We start from the raw sequence: 17,635 nt of genomic DNA, 5'->3' as shown, positions 1-17,635 counted from the left end.
TTTTTAAACAAATATCTATATCTTTATTCGAACCTTAAGGCATCAATTGGATTTAACTTAGACGCCTTGTTTGCTGGATACATTCCAAATACTATTCCAACTAATACAGAGAATACAAATGCACCGATTACTACATTTCCTGATATATAAACACTCATTTTAAATAAGTTTTGTGCTCCATATCCGCCCAAGTAGCCAAGTAATACACCAATTATTCCACCAAGACTGCTAATACTTGCAGATTCAATTAGAAATTGCAATAAAACACTACTTCTTTTCGCTCCTATTGCTTTTCTTATTCCTATTTCTCTAGTTCTTTCTATAACTGAAACAAGCATTATGTTCATAATTCCTATCCCCCCTACTAAAAGGGATATAGCTGCAATTCCTCCTAGCATAGCAGTTAAGCTTGCAGTTGTAGTACTAGCTGTTTGAAGTAACGATGTCTGATCAAATACTCTATAACTTTTAGTGTCATTATTATATTTTTTATTTAAAAATAATTGTAAATAAGACATTGCTTCACTAACACTATCTTTATCTTTAGCTTCAACATAAAAGCTTCTTATTTTAGTAGTTTGAAGTAATCTTTCTGCAGTAGATAATGGAAGTATTATTCTGTCGTCACTAGAGCCTGCTGAAGTACTTCCCTGTGGTGCAAGTACCCCTACAATATTAAATTCTATTCCATTTACATACATTGTCTTTCCAACTACATCTGTTGTTCCAAAGATATTATCAGCTGTTTCACTACCAATAACTAGCACCTTATATCTTTGTTCTAAATCAATATCATTTATAAACCTACCTGCACTTACGCTTATTTTTCTTATTTCTTCATAGGACGGATTAGATGCCTCTAAACTAGTAGTCGCTGATTTTGTTCCTGCCTTTACATTAACACTTCCCGATGTTAAAGCTGGTGCTATTTCTTTTATTCCAGGTTTAGTCTTTAAATCTGCTAATTCTTCATCTGTTATGGTTGCAGTTCTATTCCCTGTAATACTTACAGTAATTAGATTTGTACCTAAACTTTCTATTTGTTCTGTAACCTGCTTATTAGTTCCCTGTCCAATTCCTACTAATACAATTACAGAAGATATACCTATAATTATTCCTAACATTGTTAAGAATGACCTCATCTTATTACTCCATACAGAGGATAAAGCCATCCTAAATAACTTAGTTACTTTCATTAGATAACTTCACCTTCTTTCATGCTATCAGAGGTTATTCTACCATCTTTAACAGTAATAATTCTATGAGCTTCCTGTGCTATCTCCATGTCATGTGTAATCATAACTATTGTGTTTCCTTCATTATTGAGTTCCTTCATCATCTGAAGAACTTCTTTACCAGTTTTACTGTCTAATGCCCCAGTAGGTTCATCGGCTAATATTATTTGAGGCTCGGTAACTAAAGCTCTTGCTATTGCAACTCTTTGTTTCTGTCCTCCAGATAATTCTGTTGGTTTATGTTTAAGATGTGATTCTAACCCAACCTTTTTTAGAGCCACTAGTGATTTTTCTTTTATTTTACTATTTGAAAGTCCTAAATATACAAGTGGTAACTCAACATTCTCTAAAACACTTAGCTTAGGTAACAAATTATAGTTTTGAAATATAAACCCGATTTTCTTATTTCTTATCTCCGCAAGCTTAGAATCACTGCATCTAGTATCTAGCCCATCAAGAAAATAATCTCCTTTTGTAGCGGTATCTAGGCATCCTATTATATTCATTAAGGTTGATTTACCAGCCCCTGAAGGCCCTACTATCGCTACATATTCGCCTTTAGTTATTGTAAGATTAACATCGTCTAAAGCTATAAATTCACTACTTCCCATTGGATAAGCTTTATTTATATTTTTCATTTTAATTACTTCGATTTGGTCTATTTTATTTGCCATCTAATATCTTCCTCCAGTAAGGCATTTTTTAAAGATAGACATCTTCAAAAATGACACATTATTATTTATATTATCTGGTTAATTTCCTTTACTTGTGCCATTGCTACTTTTAGCATTACTGCTATTGCCATTACTACCATTGCCTGAATTTCCACCACCTGTTTGCCTACTTGCTCCGCCGCCCATGCTGCCGCCAAGGCCTCCCATTCCTCCAAAGCCGCTTCTATTTCCAGTAGTACTAGTAGTACTAGTCTTTGGTAGCGTAATTAAAACTTTTTCTCCTTCAGTTAACCCATCCAAAATTTCTACATAGTTCTCATTTTGAATTCCTGTTTTAACCTCAACAAGTCTTCCAGCTCCTGAATATGTTCCTCCCATTCTTCCACCAGCTCTTCCAGAGTTTCCACCACCTGAATATGAACCTTTTTGATTATTGCTTGAATTACTATTTGAATTACTATTTGAACTATTAGTTGATCCGGACGCACCTTCTACCATTACATATTTAGCCCCATTTCTATCTACTAAAGCTTCTGTAGGTACCGCTAAAACGTCATCCTTATTTTCAACTGATATATTTACATTAGCGTTCATTCCGATCTTAATATCTGTTGGATTTGCTACTGAAACTACAACATCATATGTAGTTACATTATTATTTGATGTTCCTGTTAAAGCTATAGATTCTACTGAACCATCAAAAGTTTTATCACTAATTGCATCAAACTTAATCTGAGCTTTTTGCCCAACCTTAACCTTGTTTATATCCATTTCATCTATAGCAACTTTAACCTTTATTGATGATGGATCTACCACGGTTAATACTGATTTTCCTGATTGTATATCATCACCATTTGCATTATTTTCTTGCGTTACAACTCCATCAATTGGTGAAGTCACTGTCATTTTATTCACTTGGTCTGAAGCTGAATTATATTGACTTTGCGCATCACTAACGCCTGAAGTATCTGAACTTGAACTTGATTGCCTTTGAGCTGATGACAATGCTGATTTTGCTTTATTCAAGTCATCTTGTGCACTAGAAACAGCATTTCTTAAGTCTTGATTATCAGTAGTAAATAATTTTTGACCTGCGCTAACAGCACTACCAACTGTCACACTTAATCCTTCTATTGTTCCACTATTATTAGCAGTAACTTGTACCACTTTTCCGTTAGAATCTGTAATTGTTAAAATAGGTTTTCCAGCTCCAACATAATCCCCATTACTATCATTCACTGCAGTTACATTTCCACTTACAGTTGACGTTGATGTCATTGAATTTAATCTATTAGTAGCCTGTGTAAGCTCACTTTGAGCTTGATTTACTGCAGCTTGCGCATCTGCAACTTGGCTATTTGTATTACTAGTTGATGCCTGAGAATTTGCCTTATCTAAATTGCTTTTTGCTTTATCTAAGTTTTGCTTTACATCTTGGCTGTCAGAAACAAACAAAGTATCTCCTGCCTTAACAGTATCCCCTACCTTTACATTAAGTCCAGTTAGTGTACCATTATTATTTGCAGATATATCCTTAGTTGTACCTGCAAAGGCTGCTCCTGTCCCCTGTACATTTACAGCAATATTTGTTTTTGTAGCTGATACAGTCATGTATTGAGCACTTGTAGCCGTAGCTTTGCTGGCAAAAAACTTATTGTACCCTACATATCCTCCCGTAGCTACTGCAATTACAACTACTGCTGCAACAATGTATTTCACTAGCTTTCTTTTCATAATAATTCCCCCTACATTGATTAATTATCATTTTTAAAATATCCAACTATAATTTAACAATATCTTTAATATATCTAGTATATTGTTCGAAAGTGTCAATTTAATGACAATACTCCTAATTATTTTTAATAAAACACTACTATTTTAAAATTTTACTTTTCTTTAATATTTCTAAAGTTTTATATATAAAAAGGACAAAAAAATAAGATTCAGAAATTTTTTGTTTGAAAAATCTCTAAATCTTATTAATCATTACTATATTAATTCCTTCATCACATTAACAACATAATCTATATCTTCTTTATTAACCCAATAGTGTGTCACAAATCTCATCTTTCCTGCTTCTGGTGGATTTGTTTTTATTCCTTTGCTTAAAAATGCGTCACATAGCTCCTTAGAGCTCTTATCGCAATTTTCAAGTTTGAAGAAAACCATATTGATATCAAGGTTATCTTTATCAACAGTTATACCTGAAATCTCCTCTAGTCTACTTGCTAGATATCTTGCATTATGATGATCTTCACTTAATCTGCCAGTCATCTCTTTAAGTGAAATAAGTCCTGCAGCTGCTAAAAAGCCAACTTGTCTTAATCCACCGCCCATTAGCTTTCTTTTCTTTCTAGCTTTTTCTATAAATTCCTTGCTTCCTGCTAATATTGATCCTATTGGAGAGCATAACCCCTTAGATAAACAAAACATTACTGAATCACAATATTTAACAATATCTTTTACATCAACTTGTAAATACGTTGCTGCATTAAATAATCTTGCTCCATCTAAGTGTACCTTTAAATTTCTTTTTTCTGCTATGTTATAAATTGATTTCATGTATTCTAGGTCTACTACTGATCCATTTGAATATGCATTCTCTAAACAAATCAAAGATGTACCTGGAAAATGAATATCTTCCTGTTCTGTTCTTATTATAGATGTAACCTTTGAAACATCCATCTTTCCTCTTTTTGTTTCTAACGCTCTAAGTTGAACACCTGCAATTACAGCTGCTGCACCGACTTCATGAGCAACTATATGACAATCTTCACCTAATATTACTTCGTCTCCTCTTTTACAGTGGGTAAATATAGCTAGTTGATTTCCAAAAGTTCCACTAGGAACAAATATTGCTGCCTCTTTTCCAACCGTGGTTGCTGCATATTTTTCTAGTTCTTTTATAGTAGGGTCATCCTCATACACGTCATCCCCTACAGTAGCCTTAAACATAGCTTCTCTCATTTTTTCAGTTGGTTCTGTTACTGTATCACTTCTTAAATCTATAATTTTACTCATAGTTTCCTCCAATTGTACCTATGCCTTAAATTATTCTACTAATTTAGGATTCTTCTAACTCGGCCTATTTTACTCCAATTTACATTTACAATCTTCACATAATCCTTAGAGTTTGGTGACTCTATCCATTGCCCATTTCCTATGTACATTCCTACATGACTAATATCACTATAAAATAAAAGATCTCCCGGTTTTGCATCCGAAACAGATACTTCCACTCCATTATTAATTTGATCCCAAGTAGTTCTTCCGATGGTAATTCCTGCTTGCTTATATCCCCATTGAACAAACCCTGAACAATCAAATGCTCTATATCCCTTATCTACATATTTTGCAGCCAAGTCATAAACTCCTCTTGATGCCTCAACTGAAAAAGTTTGTTTTATCTTATTTAAGTACGCTGTTGTTAATAATTCTCCTGCCCCACCATAAACATATGGAGATCCAATTTGTGCTTTTAATGCACTTAAAATCTTATCATAGGCTGAAGAATTACTTGGAGTATTGGAATTATCAGTACCACTGCTATTATTAGAACTAGTCCCATCAACTAACTTAACATAATCCTTAAGTAAGTATCCTATGTTCCCATTATAATTAACGTTATACCAATCCCCATACGTTCCCAACACATCAAAAGTTGCTCCAGGTAATAAGTATGCTACTACTTTACTGTCTGATCCAGTACTTGGCTTACTTCTTAACCTTAGATTAGAGCTAACATTATAAACTACCCCTCTTTTACTGCCATTGTCTTGTGATGGAGTTTGAGTTGGCTTCTGAGTTGGTGTGGAAGGACTAGTAGTTCCTTCTGATGTACCAATCTCTTTAACATAATCTTTATGTACATATCCACTTATTCCATTTGCTTGTATATAGAACCAATATCCTGATTTACCTTTTATATCAAATGTTTGTCCATTAGTAAAATATCCAATGATTGATGAACTAGTGCTGGCAGATGATCTTATTCTTAAACTACTACTTATATTAACAACTTCTCCTTTAGATGAAGAAGAAATTATATTATTCGTAGGCGTAGTCACAATACCACCTGACGAGACTTCCTTAACATAATCCTTACTTACATACCCACTTCTGCCATCATACTGTATATTGTACCAATCACCTTCTGAACTTAATATACTAAACGTTTGTCCATTTACTAAGTATCCAATTATTGAGTAATTAGATCCTGCACCTGATCTTACTCTAAGATTAGTGCTAACATTAATAACTTGTCCTTTTTTGGTGAATTGTTGAATGTTTGCTACTGAAGTTGTGTTTGTTGCTGCATATGCCGCATGATTTGAAATAATAACACCTGTTGATGTGGCTGCAGTAGTCATGAGTAATTGAACTATTTTCTTTTTATCCACTTATATCCCCCCTTAAGTTCCTATAAAAAGCTATATATTAACATAAATTTTATACATTTTATTCCTCATATAGAATTTTCGACTGATTTTGGATTCTCATTACTAACCATTATACTACTTTACATAATAAATTTATAAATTTTTTAAAAACATTTATTTACGATCTAAAAATACACTTAAAATATACCAGTTTTTATGCACCTAAAATTTATCAAAGCTTTTTGATATTTATTGATAATCTATCAATAAACCCTATCATTATATAGTTTTCAGTTATTAATTTATCAAAAAAATTCACAGTTTTTGGGCATGTTTTTAATTGACTATCGTCATAGAATATATTATAAAGAAGATGTAGAGAAAATAAATAGTTCCAGAATTTATTACATGATTAAATTCTAAGGAGATGATATAAATGATGAAAATCCAGAACTTATTCAAAAAATTTATACAAGAAATGCACATTATTGATGAAGAACCACATCCAAGAAAATATAGTGATTTAGCACAAGAAACAAAATATAAATACGGTAGAATGCCATTAATGTAAAATAAAAGAGCCCTTTGGGCTCTTTTATTTTATATTTACATATCTGCTACTTTAACTTCTAAATCACCTTTAGAAAACTCTTCTTTATCCTTTTGTTCTTCCCTTGTAAGAATCTTCATTTCCCTATAAACAAACACACCTGTAACAACAGTTGTAATAAAGTCAGCTATAGGTTGAGCCATCCAAATACCATCTAATTTAAAGTAATTAGGTAGTATGATTATCAATGGTATTAAAAATAATACTTGTCTAAGTAATCCTAGTATCATAGAAAGTTTTGCTTTCGCTATAGCTTGGAAATAATTAGTTCCAACTATAGTGAAGCCTACAATTGGTAACATTAATAAAAATATAGTAAGACCTCTTGATCCCATATCTACTAGCCCAACATCATCACTGTTGAATATCTTTATTATTTGAACTGGGAAAAGTTCTACCATTATAAATCCGAACACGGTAATTGCTGTAGCTCCCATAACGGCATACTTAAGTGCCTTTTTAACTCTCTTGTAGTTTTTTGCACCGTAGTTGTATCCAATAATAGGCTGAACCCCTTGATTTATTCCGAATATAGGCATTAATATAAGCATATTAATGCTTGTCACTAGCGCCATAGCTCCTATAGCAATAGAACCACCGTAATTTTCTAAGCTCTTGTTAAATGTAATGGTAACTACACTTGCTGCTAATTGCATTACGAAAGGAGACATACCAATTGCTATTATTTGCTTAATAATATGAGAATCTAACTTCAGGTTTTCTCTCTTAAGCTTCAATAGTCCCTTACCTTTTAGGAAGAACCAAAGTGTCCAAGTGGCAGTTATCATTTGCGAGATAACAGTTGATAAAGCCGACCCTCTTACTCCTAATTTAAATACAAATATAAATAAAGGATTAGCTATAAAATTTATAAAAGCGCCTAATAACATTGTAACCATTGCAGTTTTAGGATCACCTTGTGACCTAATAACTGAATTTAATCCAAAAGCAATATTTTGAAATATAACACCAAGGAAAATAATAAAAGAAAATTCTTTTGCATAAAGCATTATATCTTCATTTGCCCCTAGTATCTTAAGTATAGGTTCAAGGAAAAGTATTCCTACGACAGTAATAAATACTGAGAATATAACAAGTAAAACGAATGCATTTCCTAAAATATGTTCTGCTTCTTCTTTTTTATTCTGGCCTAGTTTTATAGAAATAACTGCACCTGCACCTATTCCTGCAAGCATACCAAATGCCATAATGACATTTGTTATTGGGAATGTTACTGCTACACCTGAAAGCGGTAGAGATCCTACCCCTCTTCCAACAAATATTCTATCTACAATACTATAGAGTACATTCACTAACATACCAATAATTGCTGGAATAGAAAATTTCAAAAGAAGTTTCCCTACACTTTCAGTGCCTAATTCATTTGTTGTATTCATAATTAAAACCTCCTTTAAAATTTAATATATGATTTTTATAATATATGTATTATAATAATAGTTGCACTGGCAACTATTATTATATTTCAAATAAGTTGCAAATGCAACTATATATTGAACTATAAATTATGCTATAGGAGGAAATAGCTTTGGAAAGTAGTGAATCCTTAGGTAAATGGATATCTATATTAAATAGGTATAATCAAAATTATATTAGCAAGCATTTAAAAGAATATAATATAGGCAGTGGTCAATACATATTCATCTTAAATTTATATTGTAATGATGGAATAAGCCAAGATAAGCTTTCTGATCTACTTGCAATAGATAAGGGAACAACCGCAAAGGCTATAAAAAAACTTGAAGAAGCTGGTTATGTTAGACGAGACGTTGATGAAACAGATCGTAGGGCCTATAAGCTTTATGTTACCCAAAAAGCACTTGATATAAAACCAATAATTACTAGGGTTCTTAATGAGTCCAGTTCATTTCTATCCTTTGATTTTACAGAGGAAGAAAAACTTCTAACCTTAAAATTATTAAAGAAAATGTCTGACAATGCAATAAAATACTTAGAATAGCATAACTGAGGATTTTCTATCTTGAAAATCCTCAGTTTAATTATTCCTATGGTTATATAATTGTCCATATCTATAATACAAAATATCCATGATACTTAATAATGTATATCTACCTAAGACTATTGATTCAACACTTTTAATGTCTGGATTTCCAAAATTAATAACTAAATCAGCCTCTTTAAAACGTTCTACATCAGGATCCTGGGTTATAACTGCTAACTTAACTTTCTTTCTTTTAATCTTTTTAATTATATCTGTCTTCGCTACTCTTCCAGCTACAGATAACATTATAACAAGCGAGTTTTCATCTAATTCTTCAATGTGCTTAAGTTGCTCCTGAAAATCCACAAAAGCAGTGGCAAGTTTACCTAATGCTATGAACTTAGCTTGTATTTCCATAGCTATGTACTGAGAGAATTGCATCCCGAAGAAAGAAATCTTGTTATGAGTATAAATAAGTTCTAAAAGTTTATCTAAACTCCTCATATTAATATTCTTACGGCTTTGTTCTAAGTTATCAATTAACAAATCATAAAATTCATTTTCTATTGTACTCGGCTTAATACTTTTATTATCAATTAATTTTAGATTAAAAGATAGCTGATCATTATAATATTTAATAGTATGCTCAAGTTTATTTTTAAAATCTCCAAAACTCTCGAAATCTAATTTTTTAATAAACCTACTAATAGTAGCTGGAGACGTATAACACATGTCCGCTAACTGATTTATATTGTATTTAGGAACCTGGTTTATATTTTCAAGCATTGTCCATGCTATAGTGTAGTAAACATCTTTTTCTCTACTAGAATTCACAAAAAATAATAAACGATAAATAACCTCTTCCATATTTCATCTCCTCTATCTGAGACTTAAAGTAGTAATTAATAATTCTCTATTACATTATATTATATTAGTTTTAATTCCTCAAATTAATAAAGGTGATTCTTGAAAATATTGCTTTCAAGAATCACCTTTTTTATTTTATTAAATTTAACCTTCTAAAGTTCTTGTCCATTAGTCTCTATAACTTTTTTATACCAATTAAAACTCTTCTTTCTAAGTCTTCTAAGGGTTCCATTTCCTTCATTATCTCTATCTACATAAATAAACCCATATCTCTTTTTCATTTCTCCAGTTCCTGCACTTACTAAGTCTATTGGTCCCCAGGTAGTGTATCCTAATAGTTCAACACCATCTTCAATAGCCTCTCTCATTTCATAAATGTGATCTCTTAGATAATTAATCCTATAGTCATCATTTATTACATCACCATCTTCTACTACGTCCACTGCCCCTAGTCCATTTTCTACTACAAAAAGTGGTTTTTGATAGCGATCATAATAATAATTCAAAATATATCTAAAGCCCTTAGGATCTATTTGCCAACCCCAGTCTGAAGCTTTTAAATATGGATTTCTAACTCCATTCATGAAGTTTCCTTCAGTTTTATCCTTATCTTCTGGAGCTGTACTTACTACACCACTCATGTAGTAGCTGAAAGCTACATAATCTACAGTATTATTTCTAAGTATTTCTTCATCTCCATCTTCCATTTTAATAACAACATTATTTTCTCTAAAGAAACGTTTAATATAGCTTGGATAATATCCTCTTGCTTGAACATCTCCAAAGAAGAAGGACTCTCTATCCTTTTGCATAGCTTCAAATACATCATCTGGTTTGCACGTATAAGGGTAGTTAATTGAACCAGCCAACATACAACCAATCTTTGCCTCAGGATCTATTTCATGACAAGCTTTAACTGCTAAAGCACTAGCCATAAACTGATGATGAGCTGCTTGATAAATAGCTTGTTTTGCATTTTCTCCTTCTTTTATAATTACCCCAGCCCCTACAAAAGGTGCATGAGCAGTTATATTTATTTCATTAAAGGTCATCCAATATTTAACCTTATCCTTATATCTATTAAATAAGGTCTTTGCATATCTAACATAGCACTCAATTACTTCTCTACCTCTCCATCCGCCATATTTTTTTACTAGTCCTAATGGCATTTCATAGTGAGAAATAGTTATTACTGGTTGAATATTATATTTTAATAGTTCATCAAATAATTCATCATAAAATTTAAGTCCTTCTTCATTTGGAGTTTCTTCATCCCCCTCTGGAAAGATTCTTGTCCAGTTTATTGAAGTACGGAAACACTTAAATCCCATCTCAGCAAGTAATGCAACATCTTCTTTATATCTGTGATAGAAATCTATTGCTAGGTGTGAAGGACGATATCCCTCCATATTATCAATGAATTCCTGAGGATTTAGTATTGCTCTAAATCTTGCTTCCCCGCCAGCTGGTAATACATCAGAAGTAGAAAGACCTTTTCCATTCTCTAAGTATGCACCTTCTGCTTGATTTGCTGCTATTGCGCCACCCCATAAAAAATTCTCGGGAAACTTTTTAAAATTATCCATTCAAATCTCTCCTCCTTAAACCCTTATGTAACCCTTTACTTAAAATATATCACTTAAAGTAGATATTAATTTTCAAAATATGAAAATAACCTAACATTAAATTAATGCTAGGTTATCTAAATAATTTTATACAGTAAACTCTGAAGTTATATTAGTTAATTTTTTTGCCATCTCAGAAAGATTTGATGTTGTTCTTTCTATTTCACTCATTGTACTTAATTGCTCTTGTATGCTTGCACTTATATTTTCTGTTCCCTGTGCTAAATCATTGGAGGTTAACGATATACTTCCTATAGCTTTTTCAATTTCCTTAGTACTCTCAGCTTGCTGCCCATTTGCTTCATCAATATTTTCTACTTCTATTGTCATATCTTGAATGTTTTCAATTATGTTTTGTATGCTTACACCAACTTCTGATGCTTTTTCAACTCCATCTGATACTTTTCTCTCAACTTCACTTACAGATTCAACTGCTGATGCTGCCTTTAGTTGATTTTCTTTTATTAATTCTGAGATTTGTCTTGCTGCATTGTTACTTTCATCAGCTAATTTTCTTATTTCATCTGCTACAACATTAAATCCTTTACCTGCTTCTCCTGCTCTTGCTGCTTCTATAGCTGCATTTAGCGCTAATAAATTAGTTTGTTCTGATATTGAGCTTATGATTTCAATTATGTCTCCAATCTTCTTTGATGAATCATCCAAATCATTAATAATATAAGATACATCTTTTGAGGAATTAGCTATATCTTTTATAGATTCAACTATTTCAGATATCTTGCTCGCACCATCTTCTGCTTCTCTTCTAGCCTTCTTACTTTTTGCTGAAGTATTTTTACTTGCATTTGCAGTGTTTTCTGAAAACTCAGACGCTTCATTAAGACTTGCCATTGTTTCTTCTGAAGCAGCTGCTGCATCTGCTGTAGCTGAAGCCATCCCTAAAACTGTATTTGAAATATCTTCTAAAGATATTGTACTTGCTGTAGTGGATTTATTTAATTCCTCACTTGAGGATGATATTGTTTTTGCTGAAACTGATACTTCTTTAATTATTGAATTAAGCTTGTCTATAAACAAATCAAAGCTTTGACTTAGTTCACCTATTTCGTCTTTACTCTTATAACCTATTCTTTGAGTTAAATCTCCGCCATTCTCAGATATTTCTTTAAGCTTTGTAGTAACTCTTTTCACAGGAGTAATGATTGATCTAATTATTACAACTGATAAAATAATAGTTATTGCTGTACAAACTATAAGTAATCCGCCTAATATAGCTAGAGTTCTATTATAAAGTAATTTACTACTATCATATGTATTTTGTGCTTCCTTAACATGTTTATTTATAATTTCATTAAGAGAATCAACTAATGCAGCTTTAGTCTTATCAAAGTTAATCATATCTGTTGGTGGTCCTTGAGTTGCTCCATCCATTTGTCCTTGTATTCCGTTGCTTTTTTGCTGATTTCTCTCATTTGCTGCTAATAAAAATGCATCCTTTGCTGCGATATAATTACTGTAATTATCCATAACTGCTTTAAAGTTACTATCACTTTTATATTGTTCTAAAGCGGCCTCTATTTCTTTCACTTCTTTTGTCATGCTATCTTCTACTGATTTTTTAGTATCATTATCTGTTGCATCCATATATGAATTCCCTAGGGTTCTCAGTTCTTCTACATTTGTTTTTATTTCTCCTAGTTCTATAATAGGTACCATTCTTGCGTTGTTTAGTTCATTAATTTTAGAATTTACATCTGAAATTTGAACTATTGCTGTTCCGCCTATAATTACAATGAAAATAAGAAAACTAACTGAAAGTGCCATTATCTTTTTTGTCAATTTTATATCTCTAAATTTTATCATTTTGTTCCCCCACCTTATACGCTTAAGTTAAAAGATTTTTCATTTGTTATATGACTTAAAGGCTATTTAGCCTTTAAATCATATAACTCATTTGACATCCCATTTCTACTATTCTTTGCATTCCCATCATCTGTATTTGAAGTACTAGTTTCACTATTTTGAGATTGCGAATTACTCCATTCACTTTGTGGAACTAATGTACCATTTTCTTTTACCCAATTCATGATTTCATTATTTCCACCACCGCCTTGGCCCCCAGTTAGTACATATCTTATTTGTCCTTCATTTACTAAATTTTTAAATTCATCTAGTGTTAGAATTTTATCTGATCCGCTAAATCCTCCTAAGGTCATTACTGAACCTCCAGTTTGAATTATTATGCTTGTTGCTGTTCCATTAGAGGATTGCACTGCTACCAAATATTTTTCAGTTGTTGTATTCGCTTTTAAATAATCTACAAGTTTTTGTGTACTGCTATCACTTCCTGGATTTGATCCAAAATTGCCTCCCATACCTCTTCCATCCATTCCACCATTGCCTGTCATTAAACTTAATCCTGCAGATGGGAATGTTCCAGCCATTTTGTAAAACATTGTTGTTCCTGACCAAATTGTAGGTGCAATTAGAAGTCCAATTAATGCAGTTGTTATTAAACCTTTTGTTATTTTAGACGTTTTATCATCCATATCATCTTTCGTCTTCTTTATTAAGTTAAATATTCCTAGTGCAATAGAAGAGGCTATGCTTAGTATAGTTATTCCTATCATTATAAACTTAGGTATACTTGATGAATTATAGTAATAAGATAAGATTAATAATTGAACTCCTGCATTTACAATAAATGATGCTGGTAACAACCATGATTTCCATCCGCCTTGTTTATATAGCTCCCACATTGAAGTTATTCCTATACCTACTAGTGCAGCAATTGGCGGTGCTAACATTGTTAAATAATATGGGTGAAACAACCCAGTTGTAAAGCTAAAATACATAAATACTGGTACTAGCCAAGCTGCCCATAATACGATCCCTATCTGCTTCTTATTCTTAAGAGATAATCTTAATTTCTCTTTTATCGCTGCTGCTATAAACCCTATTACTGCAAGTGGTAGTAGCCAAATTATTTGATCTGATAAACTATTATTTGAAAATAATCTTGTTATCCCTGCTCCTTCAGAGCCTCCCATATTTCCTGTTTGTCCATTTGCATTTTGTCCCATTTTTCCACCGAAGTTACCTCCTGGTCCCATTCCTCCTGATGGAGGATTTCCTTGCATTCCTGATGGAGCTCCCGAAGGTGCATTACCTCCATCCTGAGAGTTACCTTGAGCATTGTTTTGATTTTGTGTTGCCCCTGAATTTGCATCTGGTGCTCCTTGTGAAGGTTGGCCATTATTAGCGTTTTGACCATCTACATTACTTGTGTTCCCATCTGCTCCTTGTCTATTTCCTTGACTCATTCCCCCACCAAAGTTTCCTCCACTTTTGTTTGATGAGCTGCTAAGTCCAAGTCTTTCTAATCCATTATGTCCTATTATAAGTTCCATAACAGTATTATTAGTACTACTTCCTACAAAAGGTCTATCAGAAGCTGGAACTAATCCTACTATAAAGGCCCAAGATAGAGATGTTATTAATAATACAACTGTTCCTAATGCAAGATGTGCAATTCTTTTCTTAATAGATACTGCAGATGATAATAAATATGTTATATATAGTGCAGGTGCTATCATATATGCTTGAAGCATCTTTATGTTAAATCCTATACCCACAAAAACTAAGCTTAAAATTAAGTATTTTAGTTTTCCTTTTTCTGCTGCTTTTGAAAGTGCTAAGCTTGCTAATAATAATGCTACTATTAATAAATTATCTATTGTATTATTTCTACTGTCTGCCACAAATATAGGTGTAACAGCAAGACATACTGCTGAAATTAAACCTGCTATGCTTCCAAAAGACCTCTTAACTATGTGATATATTAATCCAACTGATATAACTCCCGCTAAAGCTTCTGGTAATAGTATGCTAAATCCACTAAACCCAAATATCTTAGCTGATATAGCTTGAATCATAAATCCTAATGGCGGTTTATCAATACTTACAAAACCCGATGGATCAAATGATACAAAAAAGAAGTTTTTAAGGCTCATTGTCATACTTTTAACGCCAGCTGCGTAATATTCATTAGCATAACCTTCTATATTTAAATTTGTAAAATTAAGTACTGCTGAGATAATTAAAATAATCGTTAGTGCTATATTTTCTTTGGTCAGTTTTAATTTTTTCATCATTTTCCCTCCATATATTTTTCCTATTAATGATTGCTTATTTTTCTTAATTCATTTTTGTCTTGTTTTTCTTTATATGTTGTAATACTTTCAACTATATATATAGGTCTTCCCTTACTTTCATCAAAGATTCTTCCTATATATTGTCCCATCATTCCTAGTACACAAAAAATAAGTCCAAACATTATGAGATTCATTGAAAACATTGTTTCTATACTTATCATTGATAAATTGTTTACCGCTGCTTTTATAATGTTTATAAATAATGAGATTGCTCCAAGTGTTAAAATTATCCCTCCAAGATATCCTGCTAAAGCTAAAGGTTTATATGATAATGAGGTAATTCCGTCTACTGCAAGCTTAATCATCTTCTTTAGCGGATATTTTGTTTCACCTGCAAATCTCTCTTGCCTTACGAACTCTACGAAGGTTTGCTTATATCCTACCCAACTTACAAGACCTCTTACATATCTATTCTTTTCTGGAAGTGATTTTAAGGAGTCACAAACCTTTCTATCTATCAGTCTGAAATCTCCTGTATCCACTGGAATGTCAACACTAGACATATTTTTTAAAATCCTATAAAACATTTTTGCACTGAATTTCTTAAAAAATGTTTCTCCTTCTCTTTTTGCTCTCTTTCCGTAAACAACTTCATATCCTTCTTTCCACTTTTCAATCATTTTAAGCATTACTTCCGGTGGATCTTGAAGGTCTGCATCTATAACTATAATGGCATCTCCTAATGCTATATCCATCCCAGCTGTTATGGCTGCTTGATGTCCAAAGTTTCTAGAAAAATTAATTAATTTTATATTTTTATCTTTTTTGCAAATTACATCTGCTTTTAACTTAGTTCTATCTTTACTGCCGTCATTTATAAATATAATTTCATATTTTTCATTTGTTGAGTCCATAACTGCTTTTAATCTTCTGTAACTCTCATCAATAACCAATTCCTCATTATATAGAGGTACAATAACTGAGTGAATAATTCCTTGAGACATTTTAAGCACTCCCTTTTTACTAGTTTCTTTGTTTAAATTATAGACAGGAAATGTAGTAGTAATATCAAATAATTATGTGAAATTCATGTGATAAAAACACAAAGGGCAGAAGTCTATATACTGACTTCTGCCCTTTGTAGATTATTAACACTTATATGAACTTATAATTTTTTCTTGCAACTCAGTTACCTTATCACAAAAATTATCAAACTCTTCATCTTCTACTTGTAACTCAGGATTAGCTAGCAAATATTCTATGCTAAGCCTAACACCCTCATAGAACCTAGTAGTTGCTATGAAGTCTGGCACTAATCTCTTAATTTTACTATTATCAAAAATTAGACTATTAGCCTTATCCCCTATTAAATCTCCTTCTAGTTCTGGCTTTAAAGCTACTAAAAGATCACTTGCTACATGTACCTTTTTTACTTCTACATTAAGTATATTCCCAATGCAATCATAAACTTCATTCCAAGTTATAGCTTCGTCTGAGGTAATATGCACTGCTTCACCTATAGCCGAACGATTTCCCATTAATCCTATAAATGCTTTTGCAAAATCAGTATTGTGAGTCAATGTCCAAAATGATGTTCCATCACCATGAATTATAACTGGCTTACCATTAATAATTCTATTAATAACTGACCAGGCACCTTTGCCACTCTTAACTGCTAACGGAATTTTTTCAATTCCATAAGTATGACTAGGCCTTACTATAGTAACTGGAAACTTACTTTTCCTAAACTCCTCAATCAATAGCTCTTCACACTTAATCTTATCTCTAGAATACTTCCAGTATGGATTATATAACGGAGTACTTTCATTAATCATATGATATGTTGCAGGTTTTTGGTAAACAGATGCTGTACTTATAAAAATGAATTGTTTTGTTTTCTTAGTGAACAACCTTATATCTCTTTCAATTTGTTCTGGTTTAAATGCAATAAAATCAGCTACTACATCAAATTCCATATTCTTAATAAGTTCTGAAACCGCTTCTTCATTATTGATATCAGCTATTATAGCCTTTGCCCCTTCAGGAATTTTATCTAATCTATTTCCACGGTTTAGAAGATATAAATCCCACCCTTTTTCTATTACTAGCTTTGATATTTCTCCACTTATATTTCCGGTACCACCAATAAATAAAATCTTCACTTAAATTC

General features: G+C 32.1%; 14 protein-coding genes. 2 read left to right on the top strand and 12 right to left on the bottom strand.

The window, feature by feature from the left end; translation table 11 throughout:
• Nucleotides 1-23 precede the first annotated feature (23 nt).
• The 5 genes from L1S47_RS10295 to L1S47_RS10275 all read right to left on the bottom strand — a co-directional run bounded on the left by L1S47_RS10295 (nt 24) and on the right by L1S47_RS10275 (nt 6,309).
• Complete coding sequence (locus L1S47_RS10295) at nt 24-1,196, bottom strand: ABC transporter permease (RefSeq protein WP_238883490.1); 1,173 nt, start codon at nt 1,194-1,196, stop codon at nt 24-26.
• The gene (locus L1S47_RS10290) at nt 1,196-1,909 is read right to left on the bottom strand and encodes an ABC transporter ATP-binding protein (RefSeq protein ID WP_238883489.1); all 714 of its coding nucleotides are present in this window, start codon (nt 1,907-1,909) and stop codon (nt 1,196-1,198) included. The genes L1S47_RS10295 and L1S47_RS10290 overlap by 1 nt, the downstream gene beginning before the upstream one ends.
• A gap of 78 nt (nt 1,910-1,987) precedes the next feature.
• Nucleotides 1,988-3,643 (bottom strand): efflux RND transporter periplasmic adaptor subunit, encoded by a 1,656-nt coding sequence (locus L1S47_RS10285; RefSeq protein ID WP_238883488.1) that lies wholly within the window; start codon nt 3,641-3,643, stop codon nt 1,988-1,990.
• A 255-nt stretch (nt 3,644-3,898) separates the two neighbouring features.
• Nucleotides 3,899-4,930 (bottom strand): low-specificity L-threonine aldolase, encoded by a 1,032-nt coding sequence (gene ltaE, locus L1S47_RS10280; RefSeq protein ID WP_238883487.1) that lies wholly within the window; start codon nt 4,928-4,930, stop codon nt 3,899-3,901.
• A gap of 38 nt (nt 4,931-4,968) precedes the next feature.
• The gene (locus L1S47_RS10275; RefSeq protein WP_238883486.1) at nt 4,969-6,309 is read right to left on the bottom strand and encodes an SH3 domain-containing protein; all 1,341 of its coding nucleotides are present in this window, start codon (nt 6,307-6,309) and stop codon (nt 4,969-4,971) included.
• A gap of 415 nt (nt 6,310-6,724) precedes the next feature.
• Here L1S47_RS10275 and L1S47_RS20615 point away from each other — a divergent pair, with 415 nt between their 5' ends.
• Complete coding sequence (locus L1S47_RS20615) at nt 6,725-6,859, top strand: hypothetical protein (RefSeq protein WP_274229164.1); 135 nt, start codon at nt 6,725-6,727, stop codon at nt 6,857-6,859.
• 35 nt (nt 6,860-6,894) lie between these two features.
• On the opposite strand, the gene L1S47_RS10270 is transcribed toward L1S47_RS20615, so the two are convergent.
• Complete coding sequence (locus L1S47_RS10270; RefSeq protein ID WP_238883485.1) at nt 6,895-8,295, bottom strand: MATE family efflux transporter; 1,401 nt, start codon at nt 8,293-8,295, stop codon at nt 6,895-6,897.
• Between the two features lie 149 nt (nt 8,296-8,444).
• On the opposite strand from L1S47_RS10270, the gene L1S47_RS10265 reads away from it, so the two are divergent.
• Nucleotides 8,445-8,876, top strand: coding sequence for a MarR family transcriptional regulator (locus L1S47_RS10265; RefSeq protein ID WP_238883484.1), 432 nt, complete (start codon nt 8,445-8,447; stop codon nt 8,874-8,876).
• 36 nt (nt 8,877-8,912) lie between these two features.
• Here the strand turns inward: L1S47_RS10265 and L1S47_RS10260 are convergent, their stop codons facing one another.
• From L1S47_RS10260 to L1S47_RS10235, 6 genes are all read right to left on the bottom strand, one after another.
• The gene (locus tag L1S47_RS10260) at nt 8,913-9,725 is read right to left on the bottom strand and encodes a MurR/RpiR family transcriptional regulator (RefSeq protein ID WP_202769189.1); all 813 of its coding nucleotides are present in this window, start codon (nt 9,723-9,725) and stop codon (nt 8,913-8,915) included.
• Nucleotides 9,726-9,877: 152 nt separating this feature from the next.
• Nucleotides 9,878-11,311 (bottom strand): 6-phospho-beta-glucosidase, encoded by a 1,434-nt coding sequence (locus tag L1S47_RS10255; RefSeq protein ID WP_238883483.1) that lies wholly within the window; start codon nt 11,309-11,311, stop codon nt 9,878-9,880.
• A 126-nt stretch (nt 11,312-11,437) separates the two neighbouring features.
• Nucleotides 11,438-13,174, bottom strand: a complete 1,737-nt coding sequence (locus L1S47_RS10250) for a methyl-accepting chemotaxis protein (RefSeq protein WP_238883482.1) — start codon at nt 13,172-13,174, stop codon at nt 11,438-11,440.
• A gap of 62 nt (nt 13,175-13,236) precedes the next feature.
• On the bottom strand, nt 13,237-15,462 hold the full coding sequence (locus L1S47_RS10245; RefSeq protein ID WP_238883481.1) for a glycosyltransferase family 39 protein: 2,226 nt from the start codon (nt 15,460-15,462) through the stop codon (nt 13,237-13,239).
• A 26-nt stretch (nt 15,463-15,488) separates the two neighbouring features.
• The gene (locus L1S47_RS10240) at nt 15,489-16,469 is read right to left on the bottom strand and encodes a glycosyltransferase family 2 protein (RefSeq protein WP_238883480.1); all 981 of its coding nucleotides are present in this window, start codon (nt 16,467-16,469) and stop codon (nt 15,489-15,491) included.
• A 144-nt stretch (nt 16,470-16,613) separates the two neighbouring features.
• A complete protein-coding gene (locus tag L1S47_RS10235) occupies nt 16,614-17,627 on the bottom strand; it encodes an SDR family oxidoreductase (protein WP_238883479.1) in 1,014 nt (337 codons plus the stop codon).
• Between the last annotated feature and the right edge of the window lie 8 nt (nt 17,628-17,635).

The sequence above is a fragment of the Clostridium sp. YIM B02551 genome (assembly GCF_022324735.1).
GTDB lineage: Bacteria > Bacillota > Clostridia > Clostridiales > Clostridiaceae > Clostridium_T > Clostridium_T paridis.
Note: the sequence above shows the minus strand (reverse complement) of the source record. Positions and strands in the feature narration are given on the sequence as shown.